Origin of the sequence: Duganella sp. LjRoot269 (assembly GCF_964254095.1) — a bacterium.
Lineage (GTDB): Bacteria > Pseudomonadota > Gammaproteobacteria > Burkholderiales > Burkholderiaceae_D > Rugamonas > Rugamonas hordei.
Genome location: NZ_CAXUSL020000001.1, coordinates 688,306 through 709,502, shown reverse-complemented (window position 1 = coordinate 709,502; position 21,197 = coordinate 688,306). Strand labels below are relative to the sequence as shown.

The window sequence follows — 21,197 nt, the reverse complement described above, 5'->3', positions numbered from 1 at the left end:
GACGGCCTTTTTGCATCATCGGCCGCCCGCGTTCTGGTGCAGCGTCAGCGTGGCGTTGACCATGCCGGCCGTGTCCTGGGCGACGAAGTTCGCGTCCTGCACCGTGATCCGGCTTTCGCTGCGGATCGCGTCCAGCCAGGTGATGACGGCGGCGAACGGCGCGCCGTTCAGCTGCACCTTGGCGTATTCGCCGGTGATGGCCACCGATTGCGGCACCAGGCCGCGCGCGCTCATGCCGGACTTGAGCGACTCGCCCGTCATCGGCGCTGGCGCGATGGTGTTCTGGCCCCGCAGCGAGGCCGCCTCCAGCGCCAGCGACTGCAGCTCCGCCGCCTGCTGGCGCAGTTCCGGCAATTCCTTGCGCAGCTTGGTGCGGCCGTCCAGCGCCGGCGAAATCAGCAGCGAATAAAACAGCGCCAGCCCCAGCACGGCGCCGCCGACGCCGAGGAAGCGGCGTTCCTGCTCGGTGCGTTCCATCCAGAAGGCGGCCGCGCGGCCGCGGTACTCTTGCAGTGCTTGTGCCGGTGTGCTCATGATTTTCCTCCGCCTGTGCTGGTACCGGTGGCCGGGCGTATCTGCCAGGTGCCGGGATTGGCTTCCGACAGGTCCAGCTTGCGCGCGGCCAGCGCGGAACGCAGCTGGGCCATGGCGCCGCCGTCGACGGTGTTCGGCTTGACCTTGACCTGCAGCGCGCGCTCGCGGTACTCCAGCGTGGCGATGATGTCCTTGCGCGGCAGCACGCTCAGCGCTTCGCCGAAGGCGGCGCTCAGCGCGGTGAATTCATCGGCGCCGGGCTGGCCGCCGTCGGCCTTGGCCAGCGAGATATTCTTGCGCATCTGCGCCGCCGGATCGAGGATCACCGCCTCCTTCGGATAGGCGGCCTTGAAGGTTTGCAGCATGGCCACGCGCACGGCGTCGGCCTCGCGCTTGAGGCGCAGCCATTCGACGTTCAGGCCGACCACGTTGACCGCCAGCGCCAGCGCGGCGATGCGCAGCGGCCAGCGCCAGCGCTGCCAGCGGCGCGCCGAGGTGCCGCTGGCGCCCAGCGCCGGCGCCAGGTCCAGCCCGGCGCTGCGCGAGGCGGCGACCCAGTGCGCCCAGTGGTCTTCCATCAAAGTGACGCCGTGGCCCGATTCGGCCTCCGCCACCAGCGGCGCGAACTGCGTCATCTGCGCCGGCGCCAGGTACAGCGTGACCGGTTCGTCGCCGGCCAGCGCGCGCAGCGTTTGCAGCGCCGCCTGCGGCTGCGCCGGCAGGGTCAGGCCCAGGCCCATGGTCTGCGACTGGCGCATGATCAGTTCGAAGCCGGCGTCGCCGGTGGTCAGCGCGGCCGACACGGAGCCCGGCTGGAACGGCAGGCACAGTTGCGCCGGCACCGCAGAGATGCTGTGCGCGCCCTGCGCCTGCAGGGCCTTGACCAGCACCTCCAGCCAGCTGCGCTGCACCACCGCCACCGTGCGCGCGCCTTCGGCGTCGGCCGGGCCGGCTGCCAGCACGCAGTCGGCCGGATCGCCCAGCACCTGCTCTTCCACCAGCGCCGGCAAGGCGGCCTTCAGGCGCGCGGCCGACAGCGGCGGCACCACGACACGCAGCAAGGTCACGTCGGAGGCCGCCAGCAGCAGCGTGACGCGGCGCGCCGACGCCACCAGGTCGCCCAGGTTGCCCAGCGGCGAAGCGCCTTGCTGCAGCAGGTTGCCGCCGTCGCCGACCAGCGCGTACGGGCAGGTCTGCGCCGCGCCGCTGTCGACGCTGGCCTTGGCCGGATAGCGTATCAATAATGTAGTCAAAGGGTCTCGCTTTCGTTCACGCTCTTATCCATACCGCTTTTATCCATACCATTAATTTTCCCGTATCCACGCCACCGATGTCACGCCGTTGCCGGCGCGTGACAGCAAGGCCTGGGTATCCAGCGCCGCCCGGTCCAGCCGCACCTTGCTATACGCCAGGAAATAACTGCTCTTCACATCGAACGGCACTTCCGGCCGCAAACTGGCCGCCGTCAGCTGCGGCAGGTTGGTGAAGCCCGCCGGGTTCAAAAAATAGATGCGCTTGCGATTATTCACTATTGCCGCCGCGTCCGATAGGGACAGTTTGTCGACCAGCGCCGCCAGCAACTCGGCCGGGGCGGTATTCACGTTCACCGGCGTCGGCGCTGCCGACGGCAGGATGATGATGAAATCGCGCAGGCGCTCGATCGCCTGCGGCGCAAAACCGCTCACCGCCAGCAGATCCTCCACCCGCACCAGCTCCATCGGCTGCGGCCCGCTGGCGCTCTGCTGCGGCTGCGGCGCGCCCGGCACCGCCGCCTGCCCCAGCACCGCCTGCGAACCGGCCACCTGGCTGGCCACCGCCTGTGCCAGGTTGGAATCGAGCTGCAGATTGACCAGCAGCCGCTTGAACACCTCCATCTGCTTCTGGTCGACCTGCTTTTGCGTGGCCAGGTTGGCAAGATTGTAACGCGACTGGGCGTCGATCATCTTGCCCGACAGCGTGGCGTTGAAATTTTCCGCTTCGGCGCGTTCGCGCTCGATGTAGTCGTCCAGCCGCGTCTCTTCCAGCGGCGTGGCCCAGATGCCGTTGAGCTGCGTCAGATTGGGCGAATCGAGAAAGTCCTGGTACAGCACCAGCCGGCTCAGGTCGAGCGCGCCGCGCAGGATCCAGCGGGTCTGCAGCTGCAGCCGCTGGTTCTCCATCGAGCGCACCTGCACCTGCTGCTGCCAGAACAGGCTGGCGACGATGGTCACCGCCAGCGTGGTCAGCAGCAGCGCCGTGATGACGGCCACGCCGCGCTGGCGCCGCAGCTTCATAGCGCCCCCAGCAGGAAGGATTTAACCATCGGTATCTGCTGGCCTTCTACCGCCAGCGACACTTCCATGCCGGACGGGTTGTTGGTGGCGGTCGAGACCGAGGCGGCGGCGGTCCAGCCGCTGGCCATCCAGTAGCGCATCGTCATGCCCTGCACGCCCGATTGCAGCGCCACGCCGGGCACGGTGTCGGCGTCGCTGACGGCGGCCTGCCACAGCGCGTCGAGCTGCTGCAGGTCGCGCGTGGCGATCGATTCGCGCCGCGTCAGCACGCCGTCGCGCACGCGGTAGGCCACTACTTCCAGCCTGGACGGCTCGTTCTCGGCCAGCACCAGGCGCACCATCGTGATGCGGTTGTTCTCGGCCTGCAGATAGGCGCGGCCGTGCAGCAGCGTCGATGTGGCCAGGTTTTCGCAATCGTTCTGCAGCTGCGCGAAGGCCAGCTGCATGCCGCGGGTCTGTTCCATCTGCGCCGTCAGCGCGCCGCGCGAGCGGATGATGCCGTCGAGGCCGCGCCAGCCCAGCACGGCGACGATGGCCAGGATCGAGATCGCCACCAGCAGCTCGACCAGCGTGAAACCCTTGGTCTTCATTGGTTCAGCACCAGTTGCACCAGCTTGATGATGCGCCGCTCCGGCACGGCCTGGTCGTACACGCTGACCTCGACCCGGCGGAAGCGCGGGTTGGGACTGGCGATGACCTCCTCCTCGCACATCAGCTTCATGTCGCCTTGCGGGCATTCGTAGGTCTGCTTGCCGACCGCCGGGAACTGCTTCGACAGCCGCAGCGCCACCAGCCGGTTCTCGGCCGACCAGGTGGCCATCATCGCGCCGCGCAGGCCGTCGCTGTTTTGCGTCAGGCTGCCGACCGCGCGCAGCGAGGCGCCCAGCGCGGTGCCGACGATGACCAGCGCCACCAGCACTTCGAGCAAGGTGAATCCGGCTTGTTTGCTTTGTCTGATAGGCCGCATGCTAGTCCACCGTGAAATGGCCGATGCCGTCGGCGCGGATGACGACGCTGGCGCCGCCGCCGGTCATGGTCAGCACAAAGGGCTTGTCGACCGGCTCGCGGCCGAAGACGATGCGCAGGTTCGCGTCCGGCACGTTGGGCGGCGGGTCCAGCATCAGCGTGACCGGGCCGTGCTTGAATTCGCGCTCGCGCAGCAGATCGTCCTGCACCGCCAGGTCCCACTGCTTGTCGTTGCGGATCAGGAAGCGGTAGCCATCCGGCCCGGCCTCGAAGGCGATCTGCCGGTTGCGCACGATGGCCTCGTCGCGCGCCAGCTGCAGCAGCAGGGCGATGCGCTGCGCATCCTGCTGCATCGACTGCTTCTGGCCCGGCAGCGCGTTCAGCGACACCAGCCCCAGCGTGATGCCCAGGATGACCATCACCACCAGCAGCTCGATCAGCGTGAAGCCACGCTCGCGGGCGGCGCCCATGTCCGGCTATCCTTGTACGCGGTCGGCGATCAGTTTTCCCACGAGCCGATGTCGGCATCGTCGCCGGTGCCGCCCGGCGCGCCGTCGGCGCCGTAGGAGAACACGTCGACCTCGCCCTTCACGCCCGGCGACAGGAACTGGTATGGGTTGCCCCAAGGGTCCTTCGGCATTTTTTCCAGATAGCCGCCGGTCTTCCAGCCGTTGGCCGCCGGACCGGTGGTCGGCTTGGTCAGCAGCGCCTGCAGGCCCTGCTCGGTGGTCGGATAGCGCTGGTTGTCCAGCTTGTACAGTTTCAGCGCCTGCATCACGGTCGCGATATCGACCTTGGCGGCCGCCACCTTGGATTCGCCGGTGCGGCTCAACAGCTTGGGCACGACCAGCGCGGCCAGCACGCCCATGATGACCACCACCACCATGATTTCAATCAGCGTAAAACCACGCGCGGCACGACGGGAAACGGAGTAATTTTTCATAAATTGATAACAGATTGAAGTGAGAGCAGAGTATAAGCCACGATTTATGCGCCGGTGTGCTTAAACCGCGCTTAATTTTGGGGCTTCTTTACCTAACCTTGCCCGATGGCCGCCTCAGTCGCGCCTGAGGGCCGCGCAGACCGGGCAATCGACGTTGCGGCCGACGGCGATGCTGGTCCATTCCATGTGCAGGCCGTCGAGCATCATCAGGCGGCCGGCCAGCGAGCTGCCGACGCCCATCAGCAACTTCAGCGCTTCGGCCGCCTGCGTCGCGCCGACCACGCCGACCAGCGGCGCGAACACGCCCATGGTGGAACAGGCCACGTCCTCGAACTGCTGGTCCTGCGGGAACAGGCAGGAATAGCAGGGCTGGCCGCCGCGCGGATCGAACACGCTGACCTGGCCGTCGAAGCGGATCACGGCGCCGGACACCAGCGGCTTGCCCAGCGCGACGCAGGCGCGGTTGACGGCATGGCGGGTGGCGAAGTTGTCGGTGCAATCGAGCACCACGTCGGCCTGCGCCACCAGTTCGGCCAGGCGGGCGTCGTCCACGCGCTCGTTCAGCGCGGTGATGGCGATCTCGGGATTGATCTGCCGCAGCGTGGTGCGCGCCGACTCGGCCTTCGAGTGGCCGACGCGGTCGGTGGTGTGGGCGATCTGGCGCTGCAGGTTGGTCAGGTCGACGGTGTCGTTGTCGACCAGCGTGATGTGGCCGACGCCGGCCGAGGCCAGGTACATCGCGGCGGGCGAACCGAGGCCGCCGGCACCGATCACCAGCGCATGCGCGGCCAGCAGCTTTTGCTGGCCTTCGATGCCGATTTCGTCGAGCAGGATGTGGCGCGAATAGCGCAGCAGTTGCGAGTCGTTCATGGTTCTCGTCGCGGCGGCGCGGTGGCCGTTATTGCGTCACCGGCTGTTTCAAGGCCGGCTTTTTTTCGCTGGCCTTGGGTTTGGTGTCGGGCTTGGTCACGGCGGGTTTCGGATCGGTCTTGCTGTCCGACTTGATCTCGCCGACTTCGCCGCCGCCAGCCGCCGGCGTGGCCTCGGCTTTCGACAGCTTGACCGGCAAGCCTTTGAAGTGGTTGATCGCCTGCGCCAGCTGGAAGTCGTCCTTCGAACCGAATTCCACCGGCTTGGCTTTCTTGGCCAGCGCCGACAGCCGCTGGTCATCTTCCAGCTCGTCGCGCTGCGCGCTCAGGGCCTTCTTGACGGCGCCGTCGGCTTCCGGATCCTTGTCGTTGCCCAGGTGCTTTTGCAGATCGGCTTCGCGCACGCGCAGGCTGTTCAAGCCGTCGCCGTCGGCGGTTTCGTCGACCATCAGGTCGGGCACGATGCCGCGCGCCTGGATCGAACGGTTGTGCGGCGTGTAGTAGCGCGCGGTGGTCAGCTTGACGGCGGTGTCGGCGGTGAGCTGGCGCAGCGTCTGCACCGAGCCCTTGCCGAAGGTCTGCGTGCCCATGATGGTGGCGCGCTTGTAGTCCTGCAGCGCGCCGGCGACGATTTCCGATGCCGACGCCGAACCGGCGTTGACCAGCACCACCATCGGCACATCCTTCAGCGCGGCCGGCAGCTTGGCCAGCGGATCGTTCTTGCCGCGCACCGAGTAGAACTCGCTGCGGCCGTAGAAGGTCTGCTTGGAGTCGAGCAGCTGGCCGTTGGTCGAGACGATCACCGAATCCTTGGGCAGGAAGGCGGCCGAGACGCCGATCGCGCCCGGCACCACGCCGCCCGGATCGTTGCGCAGGTCGAGCACCAGGCCCTTGATGTGCGGGTCCTGCGCGTATAGCGCGGCGATCTTCTTGGCCATGTCTTCGACGGTCGGCTCCTGGAACTGCGAGATGCGCAGCCACGCGTAGCCCGGCTCGACGATCTTGGCCTTGACGCTCTGGACGCGGATTTCCTCGCGCAGGATGGACAGGATGATGGGCTTGTCCTCGTCCTTGCGGCTGATGGTGACGGTGACCTTGGAGTGCGGCTCGCCGCGCATCTTCTTGACGCTTTCGTCGAGCGACATGCCCTTGATCGGCGTGCCGTCGATGCGGGTGATCAGGTCGCCGGTCTTGATGCCGGCCTTGAAGGCGGGCGAATCCTCGATCGGCGAGACGACCTTGATGTAGCCGTCTTCCATGCCGACTTCGACGCCGATGCCGACGAACTTGCCGGCCACGGTCTCGCGCATTTCGCGGAAGGCTTTTTTATCCAGGTAGACCGAATGCGGATCGAGCGAGGCGACCATGCCGGAAATGGCTTCCGTCAGCAGCTTCTTGTCGTCGACGTTTTCAACGTAGTCGGACTTGATCAGGCCGAACACGTCGGACAGCTGCCGCAGTTCCTCCAGCGGCAGCGGCGAGCCGGTGACTTTTTGCGCGATGGCGGAAAACTGCAAGGAGGCGGCGACACCGGCCACCATACCGAGGCCGATCAGGCCGATGCTCTTGACTTTGTTGCCCATGTTTTTCCGCGAACCTTAAAACTTGATCCAGCCAGCCGGATCGAATGCCGTGCCCTGATGGCGAAGTTCAAAGTATAGCCCCGATTCCTCGTTGCCGCCGCTGTTACCCGCGCTGGCGATCGGGTCGCCGGCCTTGACGATGTCGCCGGCCCGTTTCAGCAGCGCCTGGTTATTGCCGTAAATACTCATGTACTGGCCGCCGTGGTCGACGATGATCAGGTTGCCGAAGCCGCGCAGCCATTCGGCAAACACCACCCGGCCGGCGGCCACGGCGCGCACGTCCGAACCCTCGGCGGCGCGGATGAAGACGCCCTTCCAGCTCGGGCCGTCGCCGCGCTTGGTGCCGAACTTGGCGGCGACCTTGCCGGTGACGGGCGCGCGCAGCTGGCCTTTCTGGGCGGCGAAGGCGCCGGCCGGTGCGGCCGGCGCCAGGGCGATGTCTGCCGGCGCGGCCGGTTTTTCGTCGCGCGGGGCCGGCGCGGGGGCGGACTTCGGCGCCTCCTCCGGCTTTTGCTGCGCCACTTTCGGTTCGTCGGCGTCGATCGCGTCGGACTTGGCCGGCTGCGGTTGCTGCGGCTTGATCGTGCCGGACTTGGCGCCGTTGGCCTTGGCCAGGCGCTGGCGCTCAGCTTCGGCGGCGGCCTTGGCCCTGGCCTGGGCGCGCGCCTCGGCTTCGGCCTTGGCTTTGGCCTCGGCGCGGGCGGCGGCCAGTTGTTCCTGGCGCTTCTTCTCGGCGGCGGCGGCGATCGCCTGCTCCTCGATCAGCTTGGCCAGCTTGTCGACCAGACCGGCCATGCGCTTTTCGTCGCGCTCGACGTTGCCGGCTTCCTTGCGCTGGGCCACCAGTTTTTTCGACAGCGAGGCCAGCAGCTCGGCGCGACGGCCTTTTTCCTGCTCCAGCTTGGCTTTCTGCTGCAGTTCTTCCTCGGCGATTTCCTGCAGCTCGTCCTTGGCGTTCTGCGCCGCGGCCTGGTTGACCTCGACCGCCTTCAGGTTGGCGCGCAGCGAATCGAGCAGGCGCGCCTGGGCCTGCGACACATAGGCCATCATCTGCAGGTCGCGGTTGATGCGGTTCGGGTTGTCCCCGGACAGCAGCAGTTTGATGCGGTCTTCATTGCCGGCGACATATTGATCGCGCAGCAGCTTGGCCAGCTGCTGCTTTTGCTGGGCGACCGTGGCCGCCAGCCGGTCGTGCTCGGCCGACAGCTGCTGCAGCCGGGTGTTGGTGTCGCCCTGCTCCTGCGCCAGGTCGCGCAGCGAACGGTTGGCGTCCGAAATCGCCTGTTCGGACTCGGCCAGCGTGTCGGCCGCGTCGTCCTTGGCGCTTTCGGTCTTGCCGATGTCCTTCTTGAGCGCGCTGAGCTTTTGCTGCAAGCCGGCGCGCTCGGCCTCGGCCGCCGCTTTCTGCTTGCTGCGCTCGGTGGTCTTGCCGAACTGGGCGGCGTGTGCCGGCCCGCCCAACGCGGCCATCAACATCAACGTGACGCTTGCGCCACGCCATTTCCGGAATGAAGAATGCGACAACTACTTGGCCTTGCCCTGGTTGGCGACGGCGGCCTGGGCGGCGGCGATCGCGTCGGCGTCGCCGAGGTAGTAGTGACGGATCGGTTTCAGGTTCTCGTCCAGTTCGTACACCAGCGGCTGGCCGTTCGGGATGTTGAGGCCGACGATGTCGTTGTCGCTGATGCCGTCGAGCATCTTGATCAGCGCGCGCAGGCTGTTGCCGTGGGCCGAGATGATGATTTTCTTGCCGGCGCGGATGGCCGGGGCGATTTCCTCGTCCCACGCCGGCATCACGCGGGCCACGGTGTCCTTCAGGCATTCGGTCAGCGGGATCTGCGCCTTGTCCAGGCCGGCGTAGCGCGGGTCGTTGTACGAGGCGCGGTCGTCGTTGGCGTCCAGCGGCGGCGGCGGCGTGTCGTAGCTGCGGCGCCATACCAGCACCTGCTCGTCGCCGTACTTGGCGGCGGTTTCGCCCTTGTCCAGGCCCTGCAGCGCGCCGTAGTGACGCTCGTTCAGGCGCCAGTCGTTCTTGATCGGCAGGTACATCATGTCCATCTCGTCCAGCGCCAGCCACAGCGTGCGCACGGCGCGCTTGAGCACCGAGGTGTAGGCCAGGTCGAAGGTGTAACCTGACTCTTTCAGCACCTTGCCGGCCGCCTTGGCTTCGCTGATGCCCTTCGCGGTCAGGTCCACGTCGGTCCAGCCGGTGAAGCGATTCGAAAGATTCCAGGTGGATTCGCCATGGCGCATGAATACGATTTTATACATGTGAACTATCTTCAAAAAGGAGTGAACGGGACTAAAAACCGGTGTTGCGAGAACTCTTGCAGCTTCTATTTTATAATGCGCGGATTGACTTAAACCATTGGAACCCTGTGAAATTCTTCATTGACAATATTTTCATCATCGCCATCGTCGTGTTGTCGGGCGGCGCCCTGCTGTGGCCGGTACTGACCCAGCGCGGCAAACGCGCCAGCGCGCAAGAGGTGACGCTGTTGATTAACCGCGGCAAAGCCACCATTGTAGACGTACGCGACGCCAAGGAATTCGCCGCTGGTCACTTGCCGGAAGCCAAGAATATTCCACTGGGCGACTTGTCCACCCGCATCGGCGAACTGGACAAGTTCAAGAGCAAGAGCATCATCGTGGTCTGCCAGAGTGGCGCGCGTGCTTCGTCGGCCGCTGCTAAACTGGCCAAGGCCGGCTTCGCCGACGTGGTCAACCTGGACGGCGGCATTGCCGCATGGCAAAAAGCCGGCCTGCCGTTGGCTAAATAACAGGGAGAATGCCTGATGACTGCCCGTGTAATCATGTACACCACCGCCGTTTGCCCATACTGCGTGCGCGCCGAGCGCCTGCTTGAAGCCAAGGGCGTGACCGGCCTGGAAAAGATCCGCGTCGACCTGGACCCGGAACAGCGCATGTTGATGATGCAAAAGACCGGCCGCCGCACCGTGCCGCAAATCTATATCGGCGACACCCATGTCGGCGGTTTCGATGATTTGTATGCGCTGGATCAAGCCGGTGGCCTGTCACCCTTGTTAAATGGCTAACGAACCCCAAATACAACGTGAGGGTGGTGGAAATCCTTGGAAACCATAATGGTTTTGATACAATTGCCCTCGCGTTTGATTTGAGCCTATTTAAAGCAAACTTATTTGAGCGGCCCGTGCCGCTCGTTTTCACTATAACGAAAGCGTTCCATGTCTGACGAAAACCTGCAACCAGTATTCCAAATCCAACGCGTCTACCTGAAAGACATGTCGCTGGAACAACCGAATTCCCCAGCAATCTTCCTGGAACAGGAAGCGCCAACCATCGAAGTAGCGCTGGACGTAGGCGCCGAGCCGCTGGCCGATGGCGTGTTCGAATCGACCGTCACCATCACCGTGACCGCCAAAGTCAAAGACAAAGTCGCATTCCTGGTTGAAGGCAAGCAAGCCGGCATCTTCGAAGCCCGCAATATCCCTGCCGATCAACTGGATCCGCTGCTGGGTATCGGCTGCCCGAACATCGTCTACCCTTACCTGCGCGCCAACATCGCCGACGTGATCACCCGTGCCGGTTTCCCACCAGTGCACCTGGCCGAGATCAACTTCGAAGTGTTCTACCAGCAGCGCATGCAAGCGATCGCTGACGCGGCAGCCGCCGCACCAGCCGCCGCCGACGGTGCCACCACGCACTAAGTTGTAGCAAGCAATACCCTGGCTGCCGGACGCCATGTCCGGCAGCTGCATCACCCGACATGCGTTTGCGCTGTCCCCCTGCAAGGTAATTCCATGACTCTTCCCCGTTTGATCGCAGGTCTGACCATGATGCTGGCAGCAGCCGGCAGCCACGCGTTCGACTTCAAGACGGTGGGCTCCGCACCGGTCATCCTGTACGACGCTCCATCGACCAAGGGCGGCAAGCTGTTTGTCGTGCCGCGCGGCGCGCCACTGGAAGTGGTGCTGGCCTACGGCGACTGGCTGAAAGTGCGCGACGTCAACGGCGAACTGGCGTGGACCGAGGCCAAGGGCCTGACCGCCAAGCGCAACGTCATCATCCGCACGCCCAACCTGAAGATCCGCGCCACGCCGGACGACAGCGCCGCCGCCGTGTTCACCGCCGACAAGGGCGTGCTGCTGGAAGTGACCGAAGCGGCGGCCGGCGGCTGGCTCAAGGTGCGTCATCGCGACGGCCTGGTCGGCTACGTCAAGAATTCCGAAGTCTGGGGCATATAATTGCCGTAGCAGTGCCATCCGGCACTGAATGAGGTCCCATGCAAGAACATCAAAACAAACCCGCGGCAGCAGTCCGCAAGGTGGCCGTGCTGGGCGCGGGCGCCTGGGGTACCGCTGTCGCCATGGCCTTGGCCCAGCGTCACGACGTGCTGCTGTGGGGCCGCAACGGCGCCGCCCTGCAGGAAATGGGCCGCGTCCGCGAAAACACCGAATACCTGCCCGGCTATCCATTCCCGCCCGGCCTGAACGTGGCCGTCGGTTTCGACGCCGCGCTGGCCCATGTGGCCGCTCCGGACAACCTGCTGATCGCGGCCTGCCCTGTGGCGGGACTGCGGCCGCTGCTGGAATCGCTCAAGGGGCGGACCATCCCCAACGTGGTGTGGCTGTGCAAGGGTTTCGAATACGGCACCGGCCTGCTGCCGCACCAGATCGTGCGCGAAGTGCTGGGGCCCGGCGTGGCGGGTGGCGCCTTGTCCGGCCCGTCGTTCGCGCAGGAAGTGGCGCGCGGCCTGCCGTGCGCATTGACGATCGCCTCGAGCTCTGCGGCGCTGCGCGACTGCGTGGTGGCGACGGTTCACGGCGGTAATTTGCGCGTGTATTCCAGCGAAGACCTGGTCGGCGTGGAAGTGGGCGGCGCGGTGAAGAACGTGCTGGCCATCGCCACCGGCGTGGCCGACGGACTGGGGCTGGGCCTGAACGCCCGCGCCGCGCTGATCACGCGCGGGCTGGCGGAAATCACCCGGCTAGGTACCACCTTGGGCGGCCAGACCGAAACCTTCATGGGCCTGACCGGCATGGGCGATCTGATCCTGACCTGCACCGGCGATTTGTCGCGCAACCGCCGCGTCGGCCTCGGGCTGGCGCAGGGCAAGGCGCTGGACACCATCGTGCAGGAGTTGGGCCATGTGGCCGAAGGCGTGCCGTGCTCGAAGGCGGTGCGCGAGCTGGCGGCCAACCTGGGCGTCGACATGCCGATCACCAACGCGGTGGCCGGCGTGCTGTTCGACGGCGACCAGCCGCAAGCGATGGTGGCGCGCCTGCTGTCGCGCGACCCGCGCGATGAAAAAGTGAAGCGCTAAGTTAAGCTAAGCCAAGTTAAACTTACTCTTCCTCTCCCACTTCTTCTTTGGCTTCCCGCATCCACTGGACCAGCGGGAAGGCATCCTTGAGGCCGGCGGCCAGCGTCGGCACCAGCAGTTCCGGCTTGTTCAGCGGCAGGTCGATCTCAGTCCAGACGAAGAAACTCTTCAGCTTGATGTACTCGATGTGCTGGTGCTCGGGGTCGAAACCTTTCGGCGGCCGCATCAGCTTGCCTTCGTTCTGGATGTCGCCGTAGGTCGCTTTCAGCTTCTTGTTCTTCAACACCTTGCTGAAGCCGGCCGCGTCGTCGACCATGTGCTGGCGCAGCGCCTTCAGCCGCGACGCCGGCGGCATGTATTCGCCGGCGCCGAACAGCATGCGACCGGAGCCGTCGATCTGCATGTAGTAAGTCGGCCCGCCCGCCTTGCTCGGGCGGCGCATGTCGTTCGGCGCCACCGCCGCCGAAAAGCGCGTCTTGTACGGGCTCTTGTCATGCGCGAAGCGGACGTCGCGGTTGATGCGGAACATCGCCTTCTTCGGATTGCTGAACTTGACGGCCGGATCGAACTTGCCCAGTTCGGCGATCATCTCCGTCACCACTTGCAGGAATTCTTCGCGCAGGATGTCGTAGCGCGGTTTGTTCATGATGAACCATGGACGGTTGTTGTTGTCCGCCAGTTCTTTGAGGAATTGAGTCAGGTCGCGCAGATGCATTCAGTAATCCTTATTTGGCGCCGGCCGGTCGCTTGCCGACCGTGATGTCCAGCGTGGTCTCGCGGCTCTTGCGCAAGACCCGCATTTTAGCTTTTCCGCCCGGAACGAGTTGGGCGATGACGTTGAGCATGTCGTTGGTGTCGGTGACCGGCTTGTCGTCCACCGACAGCAGGATGTCTCCCGGCTTCATGCCGCCCTTGTCGGCCGGGCCGTTGCGCACCACGCCGGCGATGATGGCGCCGCTCTGGCGCGTCAGCCCGAAGCTGGTGGCCAGCTCCGGCGTGATCTCCTGCGTCTCGACGCCGATCCAGCCGCGCACCACGTGGCCCGACTTGATGATGGCCTCCATCACCGACTTGGCGGTCGACACCGGGATCGCGAAGCCGATGCCGACCGAGCCGCCGGTCTGCGAATAGATCGCCGAGTTGATGCCGAGCAGGTTGCCGTTGGCGTCCACCAGCGCGCCGCCGGAATTGCCGAAGTTGATGGCGGCGTCGGTCTGGATGAAATTCTCGAAATGGTTGATGTGCAGGTTGTTGCGCCCCAGCGCGGAGATGATGCCCATCGTCACCGTCTGGCCGACGCCGAACGGATTGCCGATCGCCAGCACCACGTCGCCGACCTGCGCCTGCTCGGCCTGGCCCAGCACGATCACCGGCAGCTTTTCCAGCGAGATCTTGATCACCGCCAGGTCGGTCTCCGGATCGGTGCCGACCAGCTTGGCGCCGGCCTTGCGGCCGTCGGCCAGCACCACCTCGATCTCGTCGGCCGCCTCGACCACGTGGTTGTTGGTCAGGATGTAGCCTTCGCCGGAGACGATGACGCCCGAACCCAGGCTGGACTCTTCGTCGTCGTTCTCGCCGTCATGGTCGCGGTCGCCGAAGAATTTCTTGAAGAAGGGATCGCGCAGCAGCGGATGCTTGCCGCGCTTGGGTGTCTTGGTGGTGATGATGTTGACCACGGCCGGCATCGCCCGCGCCGCCGCCGCGCGGTAGGAGCCACCCGCCGAGGCCGGCGCCTTGCCGGGCGCCGCTTCCAGCATCACGGCCGGATGGTCGGCGTTGCCCATCTGCTGCAGGCGCACCGGCGCGCGCCGCTCCGGCCCCACGGCCGCGTAGACAAAATACAGTGCCAGTACGACGGTCACCGTTTGCGCAAACAATAACCAGAGTCGTCGCATAGCTTCCTACCCGCCGTCCGCTGGACGGCGTCCTTGTTTATTTCTTCAGGGAGTCGCGGATTTCGCGCAGCAGCACGATATCCTCCGGCGTCGGCGGCGGTGGCGCCGCCGCTTCGGCCGCCGCATCCGCCTTGGTGCTCAGCGTGCGCGCCTTGTTCATCAGGCGCACCATCTGGAAGATGACAAACGCCAGGATCACAAAGTTCAACAGGATAGTAGCAAAATTACCGTACGCCCATACCGCGCCCAGTTTTTTCGCCTCGACCAGGCTCAGGTTCGCGGCCTGGCCGTTCAGCGGAAGATAGTAGTTGGCGAAGTCCAGCCCGCCGAACAGCTTGCCGATCGGCGGCATGATGATGTCGGCCACCAGCGAATCGACGATCTTGCCGAAGGCGCCGCCGATGATCACACCAACCGCGAGGTCGACCACATTGCCCTTCATCGCGAATTCTTTAAATTCCTGCATCATTGACATTTTCTTATCCCCGCTGTGTGGTCAATTGTGAACAAAACCGCGTCTGGATCATACTATTTTTTCAATTAGATTCCAAACACGCTTGCCCTTTGCGCACCGGCAACGCAAATTACGCTATAAATTTGTCTTGCATCAATATTACGGGTGAAAAGTCCGCCAGTAGGGGGCGGCCCCGGCAGATTTCAAGCCCAAAACGGTGCGGAAAACCGCCCAATTGGGATTGCGGCAACGTTTTTGCTTTAATTCGTATCACGCTTACCTTATAATTTAAGGTTGCTAGAAGCTATATTCGTGCTTCAACAAGTTTTCAGATTTCAGGTTTTGTTCGCGGTTTTCAGATTTTGTTCGCACTTTGACTGATTGGGGTTTGTATGAGTATCGAAAAGCAGGTCGATTCCGGCCGACGCGGATTGCTCGTCGCTACAGGCGCGGCGGGTGGTGTAGTGGGTCTGGCAACCGCCGGGGCACTGGTAAGCACGTTCCAGCCGTCCGAGCGCGCAAAAGCCGCCGGCGCACCGGTGGAAGTGGATATTTCTACCCTCAACCCGGGCGAAATGAAAACCGTGGAATGGCGCGGCAAGCCGGTCTGGATCATCAAGCGCACCCCTGAAATGGTGGCATCGCTGAAGAAGACCGACGGCAAAGTGGCCGACGCCGACTCCAAGCGCAACCCGGAAGAATTCACCCCTGAGTACGCCCGCAACGAATGGCGCTCGCGCAAACCTGAAATCCTGATCGCCGTCGGCATCTGCACCCACCTGGGCTGCTCGCCATCGTCGAAATTCACCCCGGGCCCGCAGCCATCGCTGCCGGACGACTGGGAAGGCGGCTTCCTGTGCCCATGCCACGGCTCGACCTTCGACATGGCCGGCCGCGTGTTCAAGAACAAGCCTGCGCCGGACAATCTGCAAGTGCCGCGTCATATGTATCTGAGCGACACCAAGCTGGTCATTGGTAAAGACGAGAAAGGCGAGGCGTAAATCATGGCGGCTTTCAAAGAGACAAAATTCCCGGCCGATGCACCGGCCGCACAAAAAGCACTGGGCTGGGTCGACGACCGTTTCCCGCTGACGAAGCTGTGGAATGACCAATGGGGCAAGTACTACGCTCCGAAAAACTTCAATTTCTGGTACATCTTCGGCTCGCTGGCCATGCTGGTGCTGGTGCTGCAGATCGTCACCGGCATCTTCCTGACCATGCACTACAAGCCGGACGCCAACCTGGCCTTCGGTTCGGTCGAATACATCATGCGCGAAGTGCCGTGGGGCTGGCTGGTGCGTTATATGCACTCGACCGGCGCGTCGGCCTTCTTCATCATCGTCTACCTGCACATGACGCGCGGCCTGCTGTACGGCTCGTACCGCAAGCCACGCGAGCTGATCTGGCTGTTCGGTTTCGCCATCTTCCTGTGCCTGATGGCCGAAGCCTTCTTCGGCTACCTGCTGCCATGGGGCCAGATGTCGTACTGGGGCGCACAAGTGATCGTCAACCTGTTCGGCGCGATTCCGCTGATCGGCCCTGACCTGTCGCTGTGGATCCGCGGCGACTACGTCGTCTCCGACGCCACCCTGAACCGCTTCTTCGCCTTCCACGTGATCGCGATCCCGCTGGTGCTGCTGGGCCTGGTGGCCGCCCACCTGATCGCGCTGCACGAAGTCGGCTCGAGCAATCCGGACGGCATCGAAGTGAAGGAAAACCTGGGCGCCGACGGCCACCCGGTCGACTCCATCCCGTCGCACCCTTACTACACCGTGCACGACCTGTTCGGCGTGTCCGTGTTCCTGCTGATCTTCAGCACCGTCGTGTTCTTCGCGCCGGAAATGGGCGGCTACTTCCTGGAGTACAACAACTTCCTGCCGGGCGACTCGCTGAAGACCCCGCTGCACATCGCGCCGACCTGGTACTTCACCGCGTTCTACTCGGTGCTGCGCGCCACCACCGCCGACTTCATGTGGGTGCTGATGTTCTTCGTCGCCGCCTACGTGGTGTTCGTGTGGCTGAAGTCGCGCCTGTCGAGCTTGGTCAAGACCGCCATCGCCGTCATCGCGCTGGTCGCCATCATCGGCATGCTGCCGCAGGTGCTGGACGCCAAGTTCTGGGGCGTGGTGTTCTTCGGTTCGTCGGTGGTGATCCTGGCCTTCCTGCCTTGGCTGGACAAGTCGCCGGTCAAGTCGATCCGCTACCGCCCAAGCTGGCACAAGTATGTGTACGGCGTGTTCTTCTTCTGCTTCCTGGCATTGGGCTACCTCGGTACCCTGCCGCCGACCGAAGGCCGCACGCTGTTCTCGCAAGTATGCACCCTGCTTTACTTTAGCTTCTTCCTGTTCATGCCTTGGTGGAGCGCCATGGGCACGTTCAAGAAGGTTCCTGACCGCGTAGTGTTCCACGCGCACTGATCGACTCGGCTAAAGTACACAAAGGACATTACATGAATTTTTCTAAAAAACTGCTCGCCATCCTGGCACTGCTGCCGGGCCTGGCCCTGGCCAACGAAGGCGGCGTCGCGCTCGACAAGGCACCGGACCGCTCGAACGACATGGCCGCGCTGCAGCATGGCGCCAAGCTGTTCGTCAACTACTGCCTGAACTGCCACAACGCGTCGTCGATGCGCTACAACCGCCTGCGCGACCTGGGCCTGACGGAAGAGCAAATCAAGGCCAACCTGCTGTTCACCGGCGACAAGGTCGGCGAAATGATGACCACCACCATGAATCCGAAAGATGCGAAAGCATGGTTCGGCGTGGTGCCGCCCGACCTGTCGGTGATCTCGCGCGCGAAAGCGTCGGGCGCCGGCAGCGGCGGCGACTACCTGTACACCTACCTGCGCACCTTCTACAAGGACGACACCCGCCCGACCGGCTGGAACAACCTGGTGGTCAACAATGTGGCGATGCCGCACGTGTTGTGGGAACTGCAGGGCGTGCAGAAGGTCAAGATGGAAGAAGTGGCCGATCCGCACGAGGAAGGCAAGAAGACCCACCAGTTCGCCGGCTTCGAGCAAGTCACGCCGGGCAAACTGAGCAAGCTGGAATATGACACTGCGGTGGCCGACCTGGTCGGTTACATGGAGTGGATGGCGGAACCTGCAGCGCAGACCCGCAAAAAATTGGGCGTGGCCGTGGTCTTGTTCATGGCGATGTTCGCTTTCCTGGCATGGCGCCTGAACGCGTCGTTCTGGAAAGAAGTTAAATAATCGAGAGCGCCGGCTGGCCGGCGCTTGTTTTGCGATGCCCGCGCTGGCGGGCGATCGATCCGGGGTGATCCGTTCGCGGCGTCACCCCCTTTGTTCTTCTAAGGAACTATAAAAATGATGGTTCTCTACTCGGGTACAACCTGCCCATTTTCGCAACGCTGCCGTCTGGTCCTGTTTGAAAAAGGCATGGACTTTGAGGTGCGCGACGTCGACCTGTTCAACAAGCCGGAAGACATCTCGACCATGAATCCGTATGGTCAGGTGCCTATCCTGGTCGAACGTGAATTGATCCTGTACGAATCGAACATCATCAACGAGTACATCGACGAGCGCTTCCCGCATCCGCAGCTGATGCCGGCCGATCCGTTGATGCGCGCGCGTGCGCGCCTGATGCTGTTCAACTTCGAGAAGGAATTGTTTGTGCACGTGCACGTGCTCGAAAGCGAACGCGCCAAGAGCAACGACAAGAGCCACGACAAGGCCCGCGCCGAAATCCGCGACCGCCTGACCACGCTCGCGCCGCTGTTCCTGAAGAACAAGTACATGCTGGGCGACGAGTTCTCGATGCTGGACGTGGCGGTCGCGCCGCTGCTGTGGCGTCTGGATCACTACGGCATCGAACTGTCGAAGACCGCCGCGCCGCTGATGAAGTACGCCGAGCGCATCTTCTCGCGCCCTGCCTATATCGAAGCGCTGACGCCGTCGGAAAAGGTCATGCGCCGTTAATTGCGGAGCAGGCCGTTTTACTTGAAGTCCATCGGCGCGTTTGCCGGCCTTAGCGGGCGGCGCGCCGTGTTTTACTGCAGTCTGGAATACCATGTCTGAAATCTCAACCAAGCCCTACATGCTGCGCGCCATTTATGAGTGGTGCACCGATAGCGGCTACACGCCCTACCTCGCCGTCAAGGTCGACGCCTCGACCACGGTGCCGATGGAGTATGTGAAAAAGGGCGAAATCGTCCTTAACATCAGCTTCGGCGCCACCTCGGGCCTGAAGATGGACAACGACAGCATCCGCTTCCACGCCCGCTTCGGCGGCGTCTCGCGCGAGATCTACGTGCCGGTCAACAATGTGATGGCGATCTACGCCAACGAGAACGGCCAGGGCATGGCGTTCGAGCCGCAACTGGGCTTTGCCGAGCCGGTTCCGGACGAGGAAATCAGCGCGCCGGCGCCGGTGCTGGCGGCGGTTCCCGCAGCCGCGCCACCTGCCGCGGCGGAGGTCAAAACCGAGGTGCCAAGCGCCCCGGACGACGATACCGACCCGCCCAAAAAGGGCGGCCGCCCCACCCTTACGCGAATTAAATAGCGTATAATTCGCCCCGTACAAGTTTCGCCGACTTAGCTCATTTGGTAGAGCAGTTGATTTGTAATCATCAGGTGGCCAGTTCGAAACCGGCAGTCGGCACCAGCAATATCCCGAAAGCCCAGCCCTCACCGGCTGGGCTTTTTGCTTTTGAGCTGGCCCCTCAGCCTTTGCGCACCCGCAGAGCCCTTCTGCGATTTCAGCCATAGCATGTTCAATCATGGCCGATAAAAAGATCATCGATGAGGTCCACAAGATTTCCGACAGGCGCGGAAATGGTCTGGTACGCCGTGAGGTCTGGGTTGACGGAAAAGGACAGGTAACGCGTTACAACCTAGCGTATATTAATCATGATCTGTACCAGCGAGATAACGGCAGAGTGATTGGCTACGACAATGCTCATGGAGTCCACCATCGGCACCATATGGGTGTTGTCGAACCGGTGCCATTCACAAGTCTCGACGACATCGAAAAGCGCTTCCAGCAAGACTGGCGTACGCTGTTGGAGAAAAAATGAACACCGTAACCATCAATATCGCAGATGAGAATGAGTTCTTCCGGCGCGGAAGGGAACTTGCCCAGCTAGCGGATCTGCAAAAAGCAATCCCAGCCGAAAGCATGATCAGCTTCGAGGACCCTGCTGAATTGCTCAAGTTGCTGATCGACCCGTACCTGACTCTGTTTCGCGCAATCAAAGAGCAACCTGATTCGATTACCGCCCTTGCGGAACGTCTTGGCCGCGACGTTGACTCGGTAAAACATGATGTAGGCGAACTGGAAAAGGTCGGGATCGTCCGCATGGAGTCGCAAGTGGTTCGTCTGACAGCAGAGCAGTTCAAGCTCGAAGCCGTGCTGGCCTGAGCCAAAAACCAACGTTGAATATGCAGAAATATTCCGCCCGCTCGGGCGGCCACGGGAGCGGCGCTGCGCTACACTAGCCCATCGACACCTACCCCGAGGAACCGAGACATGACACGCAAAACCGCCGCCGATTTTGATCCGGAAGTATTGAAGCTGTTCGACCAGTATGTGCATGGCGGCATCACCCGCCGCGACTTCCTGTCATCGGCGGCGCGCTATGCGGTCGGCGGCGCGACCGCCGCCAGCCTGCTCGGTGCGCTGAGCCCGAGCTTTGCCGCTCCCATCGTCACCGCCGACGACCGCCGCATCAAGACCCGCTACGTTGAGCTGCCTTCGTCGCAAGGCAACGGTACGGTGCGCGGTTACCTGGTCTCGCCGGCCGACGCCAAGGGCAAGCTGCCGCTGGTGCTCGTGGTGCATGAAAACCGCGGCCTCAATCCGCATATCGAAGACATCGCCCGCCGCCTGGCTCTGGACGGCTTCATCGCCTTCGCGCCCGACGCTTTGTTCACACTGGGCGGCTATCCCGGTGACGAGGATAAGGCGCGCGCCCTGTTCGGCAAGCTGGACCAGGCGAAGACGCGCGCCGACTTTGTCGCCGCCGCGCGCTGGCTGCAGCAACAGCCGGAAGGCAACGGCAAGCTGGGCGTGGTCGGTTTCTGCTTCGGCGGCGGCATCGCCAATTACCTGGCGACGCAATTGCCGGAACTGGCGGCCGCCGTGCCGTTCTACGGTTCACAGCCGCCGGCGGCCGAAGTGGCGAATATCAAGGCGCACCTGCTGATCAACGACGCCGGCAACGACGAACGCATCCGCGCCGGCTGGCCCGCCTACGAGCAGGCCTTGAAGGCGGCCGGCGTGAACTACCAGTACCACGTCTACCCCGGCGTGGAGCACGGCTTCAACAACGACACCACGCCGCGCTTCGATGCCGCCGCCGCCAAGCTGGCATGGCAGCGCACGACGGAGTTCTTCCACGCGCGGCTGGGCTAGG

27 protein-coding genes and 1 tRNA gene are annotated in these 21,197 nt (G+C 63.6%); 14 read left to right on the top strand and 14 right to left on the bottom strand.

All coding sequences use genetic code 11. The features are described 5' to 3' along the window. Window positions 1–15: 15 nt before the first annotated feature. From gspM to gpmA, 11 genes are all read right to left on the bottom strand, one after another. Entirely contained in the window at window positions 16–534 is a 519-nt protein-coding gene (gene gspM / locus ACSQ3S_RS03075) for a type II secretion system protein GspM (RefSeq protein WP_176652969.1), read from the bottom strand. Further along, window positions 531–1,787 (bottom strand): type II secretion system protein GspL, encoded by a 1,257-nt coding sequence (gene gspL, locus ACSQ3S_RS03070; protein ID WP_413448354.1) that lies wholly within the window; start codon window positions 1,785–1,787, stop codon window positions 531–533. Before gspL ends, gspM begins: the two co-directional genes overlap by 4 nt. A gap of 51 nt (window positions 1,788–1,838) precedes the next feature. Then, a complete protein-coding gene (gene gspK / locus ACSQ3S_RS03065) occupies window positions 1,839–2,807 on the bottom strand; it encodes a type II secretion system minor pseudopilin GspK (protein WP_353403909.1) in 969 nt (322 codons plus the stop codon). After that, window positions 2,804–3,397, bottom strand: coding sequence for a prepilin-type N-terminal cleavage/methylation domain-containing protein (locus ACSQ3S_RS03060; RefSeq protein ID WP_176652972.1), 594 nt, complete (start codon window positions 3,395–3,397; stop codon window positions 2,804–2,806). Before ACSQ3S_RS03060 ends, gspK begins: the two co-directional genes overlap by 4 nt. Continuing rightward, the gene (gene gspI / locus ACSQ3S_RS03055) at window positions 3,394–3,774 is read right to left on the bottom strand and encodes a type II secretion system minor pseudopilin GspI (RefSeq protein WP_176652973.1); all 381 of its coding nucleotides are present in this window, start codon (window positions 3,772–3,774) and stop codon (window positions 3,394–3,396) included. Before gspI ends, ACSQ3S_RS03060 begins: the two co-directional genes overlap by 4 nt. Before the next feature lies 1 nt (window position 3,775). Beyond that, window positions 3,776–4,243: a GspH/FimT family pseudopilin gene (locus ACSQ3S_RS03050; RefSeq protein WP_353403906.1), complete on the bottom strand. Its 468-nt coding sequence runs from the start codon at window positions 4,241–4,243 to the stop codon at window positions 3,776–3,778. 29 nt (window positions 4,244–4,272) lie between these two features. Beyond that, window positions 4,273–4,716 (bottom strand): type II secretion system major pseudopilin GspG, encoded by a 444-nt coding sequence (gspG, locus tag ACSQ3S_RS03045; protein ID WP_176652975.1) that lies wholly within the window; start codon window positions 4,714–4,716, stop codon window positions 4,273–4,275. A 114-nt stretch (window positions 4,717–4,830) separates the two neighbouring features. Further along, entirely contained in the window at window positions 4,831–5,586 is a 756-nt protein-coding gene (locus tag ACSQ3S_RS03040) for a HesA/MoeB/ThiF family protein (RefSeq protein WP_353403905.1), read from the bottom strand. A 28-nt stretch (window positions 5,587–5,614) separates the two neighbouring features. Further along, window positions 5,615–7,168, bottom strand: a complete 1,554-nt coding sequence (locus ACSQ3S_RS03035) for a S41 family peptidase (protein WP_176652977.1) — start codon at window positions 7,166–7,168, stop codon at window positions 5,615–5,617. 15 nt (window positions 7,169–7,183) lie between these two features. Continuing rightward, window positions 7,184–8,644 (bottom strand): murein hydrolase activator EnvC family protein, encoded by a 1,461-nt coding sequence (locus ACSQ3S_RS03030; protein ID WP_436144986.1) that lies wholly within the window; start codon window positions 8,642–8,644, stop codon window positions 7,184–7,186. A 48-nt stretch (window positions 8,645–8,692) separates the two neighbouring features. Beyond that, a complete protein-coding gene (gene gpmA / locus ACSQ3S_RS03025) occupies window positions 8,693–9,439 on the bottom strand; it encodes a 2,3-diphosphoglycerate-dependent phosphoglycerate mutase (RefSeq protein WP_176652978.1) in 747 nt (248 codons plus the stop codon). Window positions 9,440–9,546: 107 nt separating this feature from the next. On the opposite strand from gpmA, the gene ACSQ3S_RS03020 reads away from it, so the two are divergent. The 5 genes from ACSQ3S_RS03020 (at window position 9,547) to ACSQ3S_RS03000 (ending at window position 12,473) form a co-directional block, all read left to right on the top strand. Further along, window positions 9,547–9,948, top strand: coding sequence for a rhodanese-like domain-containing protein (locus ACSQ3S_RS03020; RefSeq protein WP_176652979.1), 402 nt, complete (start codon window positions 9,547–9,549; stop codon window positions 9,946–9,948). 15 nt (window positions 9,949–9,963) lie between these two features. Next, window positions 9,964–10,224 (top strand): glutaredoxin 3, encoded by a 261-nt coding sequence (gene grxC / locus ACSQ3S_RS03015; protein ID WP_176652980.1) that lies wholly within the window; start codon window positions 9,964–9,966, stop codon window positions 10,222–10,224. 150 nt (window positions 10,225–10,374) lie between these two features. Next, entirely contained in the window at window positions 10,375–10,857 is a 483-nt protein-coding gene (secB, locus tag ACSQ3S_RS03010) for a protein-export chaperone SecB (RefSeq protein ID WP_176652981.1), read from the top strand. 93 nt (window positions 10,858–10,950) lie between these two features. Then, complete coding sequence (locus tag ACSQ3S_RS03005) at window positions 10,951–11,394, top strand: SH3 domain-containing protein (protein WP_176652982.1); 444 nt, start codon at window positions 10,951–10,953, stop codon at window positions 11,392–11,394. A gap of 38 nt (window positions 11,395–11,432) precedes the next feature. Beyond that, complete coding sequence (locus tag ACSQ3S_RS03000; protein WP_436141552.1) at window positions 11,433–12,473, top strand: NAD(P)H-dependent glycerol-3-phosphate dehydrogenase; 1,041 nt, start codon at window positions 11,433–11,435, stop codon at window positions 12,471–12,473. A 22-nt stretch (window positions 12,474–12,495) separates the two neighbouring features. Here the strand turns inward: ACSQ3S_RS03000 and ACSQ3S_RS02995 are convergent, their stop codons facing one another. From ACSQ3S_RS02995 to mscL, 3 genes are read right to left on the bottom strand one after another with little or no spacing between them, the layout of a single operon-like run. Further along, complete coding sequence (locus tag ACSQ3S_RS02995) at window positions 12,496–13,188, bottom strand: DUF2461 domain-containing protein (RefSeq protein ID WP_353403904.1); 693 nt, start codon at window positions 13,186–13,188, stop codon at window positions 12,496–12,498. A gap of 10 nt (window positions 13,189–13,198) precedes the next feature. Then, on the bottom strand, window positions 13,199–14,368 hold the full coding sequence (locus ACSQ3S_RS02990) for a Do family serine endopeptidase (RefSeq protein ID WP_436141551.1): 1,170 nt from the start codon (window positions 14,366–14,368) through the stop codon (window positions 13,199–13,201). Window positions 14,369–14,405: 37 nt separating this feature from the next. Beyond that, window positions 14,406–14,843, bottom strand: a complete 438-nt coding sequence (gene mscL, locus ACSQ3S_RS02985) for a large conductance mechanosensitive channel protein MscL (protein ID WP_413448352.1) — start codon at window positions 14,841–14,843, stop codon at window positions 14,406–14,408. A 371-nt stretch (window positions 14,844–15,214) separates the two neighbouring features. Between mscL and petA the strand changes: the two genes are divergently transcribed. The 9 genes from petA to ACSQ3S_RS02940 all read left to right on the top strand — a co-directional run bounded on the left by petA (window position 15,215) and on the right by ACSQ3S_RS02940 (window position 21,196). Then, the gene (gene petA, locus ACSQ3S_RS02980; protein WP_176652987.1) at window positions 15,215–15,823 is read left to right on the top strand and encodes a ubiquinol-cytochrome c reductase iron-sulfur subunit; all 609 of its coding nucleotides are present in this window, start codon (window positions 15,215–15,217) and stop codon (window positions 15,821–15,823) included. Window positions 15,824–15,826: 3 nt separating this feature from the next. After that, window positions 15,827–17,239 (top strand): cytochrome b, encoded by a 1,413-nt coding sequence (locus tag ACSQ3S_RS02975; protein WP_176652988.1) that lies wholly within the window; start codon window positions 15,827–15,829, stop codon window positions 17,237–17,239. A gap of 32 nt (window positions 17,240–17,271) precedes the next feature. After that, window positions 17,272–18,036 carry a cytochrome c1 gene (locus ACSQ3S_RS02970; RefSeq protein WP_436141550.1) on the top strand — a complete coding sequence of 255 codons (765 nt, stop codon included), beginning with the start codon at window positions 17,272–17,274 and terminating at the stop codon, window positions 18,034–18,036. A gap of 114 nt (window positions 18,037–18,150) precedes the next feature. Then, a complete protein-coding gene (locus tag ACSQ3S_RS02965) occupies window positions 18,151–18,762 on the top strand; it encodes a glutathione S-transferase N-terminal domain-containing protein (protein WP_008443913.1) in 612 nt (203 codons plus the stop codon). Window positions 18,763–18,853: 91 nt separating this feature from the next. Beyond that, complete coding sequence (locus ACSQ3S_RS02960) at window positions 18,854–19,345, top strand: ClpXP protease specificity-enhancing factor (RefSeq protein WP_436141549.1); 492 nt, start codon at window positions 18,854–18,856, stop codon at window positions 19,343–19,345. 26 nt (window positions 19,346–19,371) lie between these two features. Beyond that, window positions 19,372–19,447: transfer RNA gene (locus ACSQ3S_RS02955), tRNA-Thr, on the top strand. 115 nt (window positions 19,448–19,562) lie between these two features. Beyond that, entirely contained in the window at window positions 19,563–19,859 is a 297-nt protein-coding gene (locus ACSQ3S_RS02950) for a toxin-antitoxin system TumE family protein (RefSeq protein WP_436141548.1), read from the top strand. Then, the gene (locus ACSQ3S_RS02945; RefSeq protein ID WP_436141547.1) at window positions 19,856–20,203 is read left to right on the top strand and encodes an HVO_A0114 family putative DNA-binding protein; all 348 of its coding nucleotides are present in this window, start codon (window positions 19,856–19,858) and stop codon (window positions 20,201–20,203) included. The genes ACSQ3S_RS02950 and ACSQ3S_RS02945 overlap by 4 nt, the downstream gene beginning before the upstream one ends. A gap of 108 nt (window positions 20,204–20,311) precedes the next feature. Further along, the gene (locus tag ACSQ3S_RS02940) at window positions 20,312–21,196 is read left to right on the top strand and encodes a dienelactone hydrolase family protein (RefSeq protein WP_436141546.1); all 885 of its coding nucleotides are present in this window, start codon (window positions 20,312–20,314) and stop codon (window positions 21,194–21,196) included. Window position 21,197: the final 1 nt, after the last annotated feature.